General features: G+C 70.6%; 4 protein-coding genes and 1 riboswitch. Of the genes, 1 reads left to right on the forward strand and 3 read right to left on the reverse strand.

Annotated elements, in window-relative coordinates; all coding sequences use genetic code 11:
* Window positions 1-163: 163 nt before the first annotated feature.
* The 3 genes from ACFV1J_RS40110 to ACFV1J_RS40120 all read right to left on the reverse strand — a co-directional run bounded on the left by ACFV1J_RS40110 (window position 164) and on the right by ACFV1J_RS40120 (window position 5,758).
* Window positions 164-2,152: a transglycosylase domain-containing protein gene (locus ACFV1J_RS40110; protein WP_385866921.1), complete on the reverse strand. Its 1,989-nt coding sequence runs from the start codon at window positions 2,150-2,152 to the stop codon at window positions 164-166.
* A gap of 112 nt (window positions 2,153-2,264) precedes the next feature.
* Complete coding sequence (locus ACFV1J_RS40115) at window positions 2,265-3,287, reverse strand: ribonucleotide-diphosphate reductase subunit beta (RefSeq protein ID WP_385866923.1); 1,023 nt, start codon at window positions 3,285-3,287, stop codon at window positions 2,265-2,267.
* A 56-nt stretch (window positions 3,288-3,343) separates the two neighbouring features.
* Complete coding sequence (locus tag ACFV1J_RS40120; protein WP_385866924.1) at window positions 3,344-5,758, reverse strand: ribonucleoside-diphosphate reductase subunit alpha; 2,415 nt, start codon at window positions 5,756-5,758, stop codon at window positions 3,344-3,346.
* A 182-nt stretch (window positions 5,759-5,940) separates the two neighbouring features.
* Window positions 5,941-6,041, reverse strand: a riboswitch (cobalamin riboswitch).
* A 158-nt stretch (window positions 6,042-6,199) separates the two neighbouring features.
* On the opposite strand from ACFV1J_RS40120, the gene ACFV1J_RS40125 reads away from it, so the two are divergent.
* Window positions 6,200-6,787, forward strand: coding sequence for a Uma2 family endonuclease (locus tag ACFV1J_RS40125; RefSeq protein WP_385866926.1), 588 nt, complete (start codon window positions 6,200-6,202; stop codon window positions 6,785-6,787).
* Window positions 6,788-6,879 lie beyond the last annotated feature (92 nt).

Here is a 6,879-nt window from a genome sequence, read left to right on the forward strand (position 1 = left end):
ATCTGGAAGCCCTTGGGGTCGGTACGCAGCGCGAAGCCGGGGGCGACGTCGGCGGGCGCGGGGGGGCGCGGCCCCCCCGTGTGCGGCCCCCCCCCCGCCATGCCGCCCGCCGGGGGGGGGGGCGGGCGCCCGCGCGCGTCGGTGAGGCGTCCGGGCGGGCCGGCTACGAGGCGTCCTGGCAGGCACTCCAGACCTTCGGCGGGAGGGACGTCCCCAGCCCGGTGCGGGGGCCGCCGACGCCCTGCAGGGGCAGCAGGTCGGGGGCGCCGGGCTGGTTGCGGAACATGGTGACGGCCGTGGTCGGCTCGTCGCCGGCGCCCGGGGTGGTGCCGGGGCGGACCCCGCCCCAGTTCCCGCCGCCGGTGCCGGGCCCGGCACCGGGGCCGGTGCCGACCGGGGCGGGCGGCGGGCTGCCGATGAACCACGCCGACTTCATCCGGTCACCCGGCTCGGTACGGCCGGCCGCCACCGGCGGCCCGGCCGGCTTGGCAGCCGGCAGGCCCAGCGTGCGCCAGCCCACCCCTTCCAGGGCGCCGGTCACCTGCTGGGCGACCCCGGCGTCGAGGACCTGCTGGGGCACGGACCGCTCGAAGCCGTGGACCGCGCGGCCGTCGTGCGTCATGGCGGACACCGCGTACGGATCGGCGTGCAGCCCCCCGTTGGCGAACGTGGTGTAGGCGCTCGCCATCCGTATCGCGCTGGGCGCCGAGGTGCCGAGCGGGAAGGTCTGCTCCAGGCGCGCCATGCTCTCCTTGCGCAGCCCGGCGGCGACCGCGAGGTCCCGGATCCGGTTCAGTCCGATCCGCTGCCCGGCCAGGACGAACGGCGGATTCTGGGCCTTCACCAGGGCGCTGCCGAGGTCTTCCGCGGCGTGGTCCGGCCGCCAGGCCACCGGGACGGCCCTGCCGGGCTCCTCGGGGCGGTCGGTGGGCTGTGGGGTGGTCTCGACCTGCTGCTGGAGGGCGGCCGCCAGCACGAACGGTTTGAAGGCCGAGCCGGCCGGGACCGCCGTGGTGTCCGCGTTGTTGCTGAAGTGCCGGGTGGCGTCCGCCCCGCCGTAGAGCGCGACGATCGCGCCGTCCCGGGGGCGCACCGAGGCCGCGCCGAATTCCACGAAGGTGTCGGCGGTCCGTTCCTTCGGGTCGAGGTTTTCCCGGCGGACGGTGTTCACCGCCTTTTCCAGACGGCGGGTGCGGTTCTTGTCGAAGGTGGTGTGGACGCGGTAGCCGCCGCGGGCCAGGTCCTTGTCGGTGAGCCCGGTGTCGGCCTTGATGAATTTGTTGGCGACATCGACGAGATAGCCGATCTGGCCGGCCTGGCTGGTGGGCTTGGACGGCGGCCGGGGCTCGGGGAAGGTGCGGTATTTCGCCCGTTCCTCCCGGCTCATCTTTCCGGTGGCGACCTGCCGGTCGAGGATCCACCGCCAACGTGCCACGGCCCGCCGGTGGTTGGCCTTGCTCAGCCCCGGGTCGTACTGGTCCGCGCCCTTCAGCGTGGCGGCCAGCAGGGCGCCCTGGCTGGGACTGAGTTTCTTGGCGTCGATGCCGTAATACGCGTGGGCGGCGGCCTGGATGCCGTACGAACCGCGGCCGAACCAACTGGTGTTGAGATAACCGCGGAGGATATCGCGCTTGGATTTCTGGTTGCTCACCTTCAGCGCGATGATGAATTCCCTCAGCTTGCGGGTGACCGTCTGGTCCTGCGAGAGATAGGTGTTCTTCACGTACTGCTGGGTGATGGTGGAGCCGCCCTGGGTCTCCTCGCCGGAGACCATGTTCACCAAGGCCCGCCCGATTCCCTGGAGGGATACCCCGGGGTCGCTGTAGAACGTGGCGTTCTCCGCGGAGATCACCGCGTTCTCGACCGAGTCCGGGACCTTGTCCAGGGTGATGTTCTGCCGGTTGACGGCGCCCACGCTGACCATCTGGCTGCCGTCCGCCCAGTAGTAGACGGTGGCTTCCTGGCCGGCGAGCTCGTTCTCGTTCGGTATGTCGATCTTCGCGTACACGAACGCGAACAGTCCCGCCAGGGAGAGGATGCCGAACGCGAGGGTGCCGAGCCACAGCCGCCATGACGGCAGCCATCGGCGCAGCCCCTCCCGTCCCCGGCGCGGATAGTCGATGAACCGGCGACGCCCCTTCGTGCCCTTCATACCCGGATAGATGTGGCGGCCTCAGCTCAGGTTGCCGAGGTAACAGAACGCTCACAATCGCAGGTGACCGGGGGGAACGGGCGCCGCCGGCACGGACTTTCGGGGCGCCGGCCTAGAAGTCGTCGTCGAAGGAGACCGAGCCCTCGACGGCGACCTGGTAGGCGGAGGCCCGGCGCTCGAAGAAGTTGGTCAGCTCCTGGACGTTCTGCAGCTCCATGAAGGAGAACGGGTTCTCCGAGCCGTACACGGGCGCGAAGCCGAGCCGCTGCAGACGCTGGTCCGCGACGCACTGGAGGTACTCGCGCATCGACGCGGTGTTCATCCCCGGCAGGCCGTCGCCGCACAGATCACGGCCGAACTGCAGCTCGGCCTCGACGGCCTCCTTCAGCATCTCGGTGACCTGCAGCTCCAGCTTGTCGTCGAAGAGCTCGGGCTCCTCCTCGCGGACCGTGTCCACCACCGAGAACGCGAACTCCATGTGCATGGACTCGTCGCGGAAGACCCAGTTGGTGCCGGTGGCCAGGCCGTGCAGCAGCCCGCGCGAGCGGAACCAGTAGACGTACGCGAACGCGCCGTAGAAGAACAGGCCCTCGATGCAGGCCGCGAAGCAGATCAGGTTGAGGAGGAAGCGGCGGCGGTCCTCCCTGGTGTCCAGCCGCTCGATCTTCTCGACCTGGTCCATCCACCTGAAGCAGAACTGGGCCTTCTCCCGGATGGACGGGATGTTCTCCACCGCGGCGAAGGCGGCGGCGCGGTCGTCCGGGTCGGGCAGGTAGGTGTCCAGCAGCGTCAGATAGAACTGCACGTGCACCGCCTCCTCGAAGAGCTGACGGCTCAGATACAGCCGCGCCTCGGGGGAGTTGATGTGCTTGTACAGCGTCAGGACCAGGTTGTTGGCGACGATCGAGTCACCGGTCGCGAAGAACGCGACCAGCCGGCCGATCATGTGCTGCTCGCCCGGGGAGAGCTTGGCGAGGTCGGCCACGTCGGAGTGGAGGTCGACCTCCTCCACGGTCCAGGTGTTCTTGATCGCGTCGCGGTACCGGTCGTAGAACTCCGGGTACCGCATGGGACGCAGGGTGAGTTCGAAGCCCGGGTCGAGCAGGTTCTTGTTCTTGTTGGCGTCGATGGTCATTACTGTCGGCGCGAAGCGCCGTCCTCCTGGGGTGGTGGTCGGGTGGCGGGCGGGAATTACTGGCAGGCCTCGCAGGACTCGGGGTTTTCCAGGGAGCAGGCGACCGCCTCGGGGTCGGCCACCGGCAGTTGCGGCGCTTGCCGGTCGGGCACGGACGCGGCACGCGCCGACTGCGCGATCCGCGTCGCCGGGCGCGACCGCAGGTAGTACGTGGTCTTGATGCCGCGCTTCCAGGCGTACGCGTACATCGAGCTGAGCTTGCCGATGGTCGGCGACGCCATGAAGAGGTTCAGCGACTGGCTCTGGTCGAGGTACGGCGTGCGGGCCGCGGCCATGTCGATCAGGGCGCGCTGCGGGACCTCCCAGGCGGTGCGGTAGAGCGCACGGATCCGCTCGGGGATCCAGGCCAGGTCCTGCACCGAGCCGTTCGCCTCGCGCAGCGCGTCCCGGGTCCGCGCGTCCCACAGGCCCAGGGCCTTGAGCTCCTCGATCAGATACGCGTTGACCTGCAGGAACTCACCGCTCAGCGTCTCGCGCTTGAAGAGGTTGGACACCTGCGGCTCGATGCACTCGTACACGCCGGCGATGGAGGCGATGGTCGCGGTCGGCGCGATCGCGAGGAGGAGGGAGTTGCGCATCCCGGTCTTCGCGATCCGGGCCCGCAGCGCGGCCCAGCGGTCCGCCCAGCGCGGCTCGGCGTCCGGGTAGTGGTCGGGGTGCAGCACACCGCGGGCGGTACGGGTCGCGGACCAGGCCGGGTGCGGGCCGTGCCGCTCGGCGAGATCGGCGGACGCCTCGTAGGCGGCGAGCATGATCCGCTCGGAGATACGGGTGGACAGCTCCTTCGCCTCGGGGGAGTCGAAGGCCAGCCGCAGCCGGAAGAAGACGTCCTGGAGACCCATCAGGCCCAGACCGACCGGCCGCCAGCGGGAGTTGGAGGCGGCGGCCTGCTCGGTGGGGTAGAAGTTGATGTCCACGACGCGGTCGAGGAAGGTGACGGCGGTACGGACCGTGGCGTCCAGCCGCTCCCAGTCCATCGCACCGTTGTCACCCAGGTGCGCGGCGAGGTTGACCGACCCCAGGTTGCAGACCGCGGTCTCACCGTCGTCGGTCACCTCCAGGATCTCGGTGCACAGGTTGGAGGAGTGCACGACCTTGCCGGGCTCGGCGGTCTGGTTGGCGGTGCGGTTGGCGGCGTCCTTGAACGTCATCCAGCCGTTGCCGGTCTGCGCCAGGGTGCGCATCATCCGGGAGTACAGCACCCGGGCCGGGACCTGCTTGAGCGCCCGGCCCTCGGACTCGGCCTTGCGGTACGCGGCGTCGAACTCCTCGCCCCACAGGTCCACCAGCTCGGGGACGTCGGAGGGTGAGAACAGCGACCAGTCGGTGTCCGCCTCCACCCGGCGCATGAACTCGTCCGGGATCCAGTGCGCGATGTTCAGGTTGTGCGTACGGCGGGCCTCTTCACCGGTGTTGTCGCGGAGCTCCAGGAACTCCTCGATGTCCGCGTGCCAGGTCTCCAGGTAGACGCAGGCCGCGCCCTTGCGCCGGCCGCCCTGGTTCACCGCCGCGACCGAGGCGTCCAGGGTGCGCAGGAACGGCACGATGCCGTTGGAGTGCCCGTTGGTGCCGCGGATCAGCGAACCGCGGGCCCGGATCCGGGAGTACGACAGCCCGATGCCGCCGGCGTGCTTGGAGAGCCGGGCGACCTGGTGGTACCGGTCGTAGATCGAGTCCAGCTCGTCCAGCGGGGAGTCCAGCAGGTAGCAGGACGACATCTGGGGGTGGCGGGTGCCGGAGTTGAAGAGGGTGGGGGAGGAGGGGAGGTACGACAGGGAGCTGGTGAGGCGGTACAGCTCGGCGACGTCTTCCAGGGCCCGCTCGGACCGGTCCTCGGCCAGGCCGCAGGCCACCCGCAGCAGGAAGTGCTGCGGCGTCTCGACGACCTGACGGGTGGTGGGGTGGCGCAGCAGGTAGCGGGAGTGCAGGGTGCGCAGGCCGAAGTAGCCGAACCGGTCGTCGGCGCCGTCCGCGAGCGCCTGCTCGACCAGCGCGTCCAGCCGCTTCGCGTGCGCCCGCACGAACTCCGCGGTCGCGTCGGCGATCAGGCCCTCACGGTGGCCGACCTCGATGGAGGCGGAGAAGGCGACCGCCCCCTGTTCGGCCGCCTCCTCCGAGATCGCGAGGGTGAGCAGCCGCGCGGCGAGCTTGGAGTACTCCGGCTCGTCACCGATCAGACCGGCCGCGGCCTCGGTGGCCAGCGCACGCAGCTCGGCCTCGTCGGAACCCGCGTGCCGGCCGCGCAGGGCGGCGGCGGCCACCTTGCCGGGGTCGGTCGCGGTCAGATCGACGGTCAGCTCGGTGAGGGTGCGCAGCAGGGCGACGCCCGGGCCGTCGGAGGCGGGCGGCGTGGCCACCGCGGGCGGTGCGACCTCGGCGTCTGACGCGCGTTCCGTGGGCGCGATGGTCACGTGATGCTCTCCCTCACTCGGCGGGGGCCGGGAGGGGCGGGGGCGCGACGGCCGCACGCGGGCCTGCGGCACCCCGTCGGACCAGGGGTGCGCGGGCACACCGCGCGGCGTCCCTCTGCCCATCCCTCGGGGCCCGGACGTATCGACGTCCGCACCGATGGCGGTACGGACGTGCCGTCGGCAGGTCCTCGGACTTCCGGGCGCACGGCGGCCCGTCAACAAGGCGGGCGGGTGCGCTCGTACACCGTTGCGGGACAGTCCCGGATTCCCACCGGGTTCCCCTGCGGCGACAGCGAGGACGAGCATACATGTGGTGGTGCCCCCTCGGATGCACCCCCACATCTAGTGTGTCGTGAGTGATCACGCGGTCTCTGTCAGTGGTCTCGGCTATCGTCGGTGGCACGTTCCCTGCTCCGTCCAGCGGAAGAAGGAGAAGGCCGCATGACCGCGCTCGCCGACCGGCCGCACATCATGGAGACCGAGCACTTCGAAGAGGTCGCCCGGATACTCGCCCGCCTGGAAGAAGGCGCACGGCTGGAACTCATCGACGGTCAGGTCAGGAGCAAGCCCATGCCGGACGGGGACCACGGGCGGATCATCCAGTGGCTGACGCGTATTTGTATGCAGCACCGGCCGGAGCTTTGGCTCGACGCCACCCAGGGGCTGAGGGTGCAGCCCTATCGTGGCGGCCGTGCGCGCCCTGACGGCTCGCTCGCGCCCAGTGAAGCCTTCGTCGGTCAAGGGGAGTGGGCAGATCCCGGGCCGGTGCTGATGGTCGTCGAGGTCACCTCGCACGACTCCGACACCGACCGGCGCGATCGGGTGGAGAAGGCACATGCGTATGCGGAGACGGGCATTCCGCTCTATCTGTTGATCGATCGCCAAAAATGCCAGGCGGTGGTGTACAGCGAGCCCGACGGAGCCCGCTACGACAACGTCCATACAGCGCCATACGGCAAGCCCCTCCACCTCCCGGACCCCGTCGGCATCACCCTCGAAACGGAGCCGCTCAAGGACTGGGTGAACTGACCCGGCACGGGGGACGGGGGGGGGCGGGCCGCCGCGGGGGGGGGCGGGCCCCGGGGGGGGGAGTGGGGGGGGGGGGTTGCGCGCCCCGGGCC

It is taken from the genome of Streptomyces sp. NPDC059649 (genome assembly GCF_042734445.1).
Taxonomy (GTDB): domain Bacteria; phylum Actinomycetota; class Actinomycetes; order Streptomycetales; family Streptomycetaceae; genus Streptomyces.

Excerpts from the sequence above, each read along its gene's own strand:
- ACFV1J_RS40125 (WP_385866926.1), top strand. The coding sequence starts at position 6,200 with ATGACCGCGCTCGCCGACCGGCCGCACATCATGGAGACCGAGCACTTC.
- ACFV1J_RS40110 (WP_385866921.1), bottom strand. The coding sequence starts at position 2,152 with ATGAAGGGCACGAAGGGGCGTCGCCGGTTCATCGACTATCCGCGCCGG.
- ACFV1J_RS40115 (WP_385866923.1), bottom strand. The coding sequence starts at position 3,287 with ATGACCATCGACGCCAACAAGAACAAGAACCTGCTCGACCCGGGCTTC.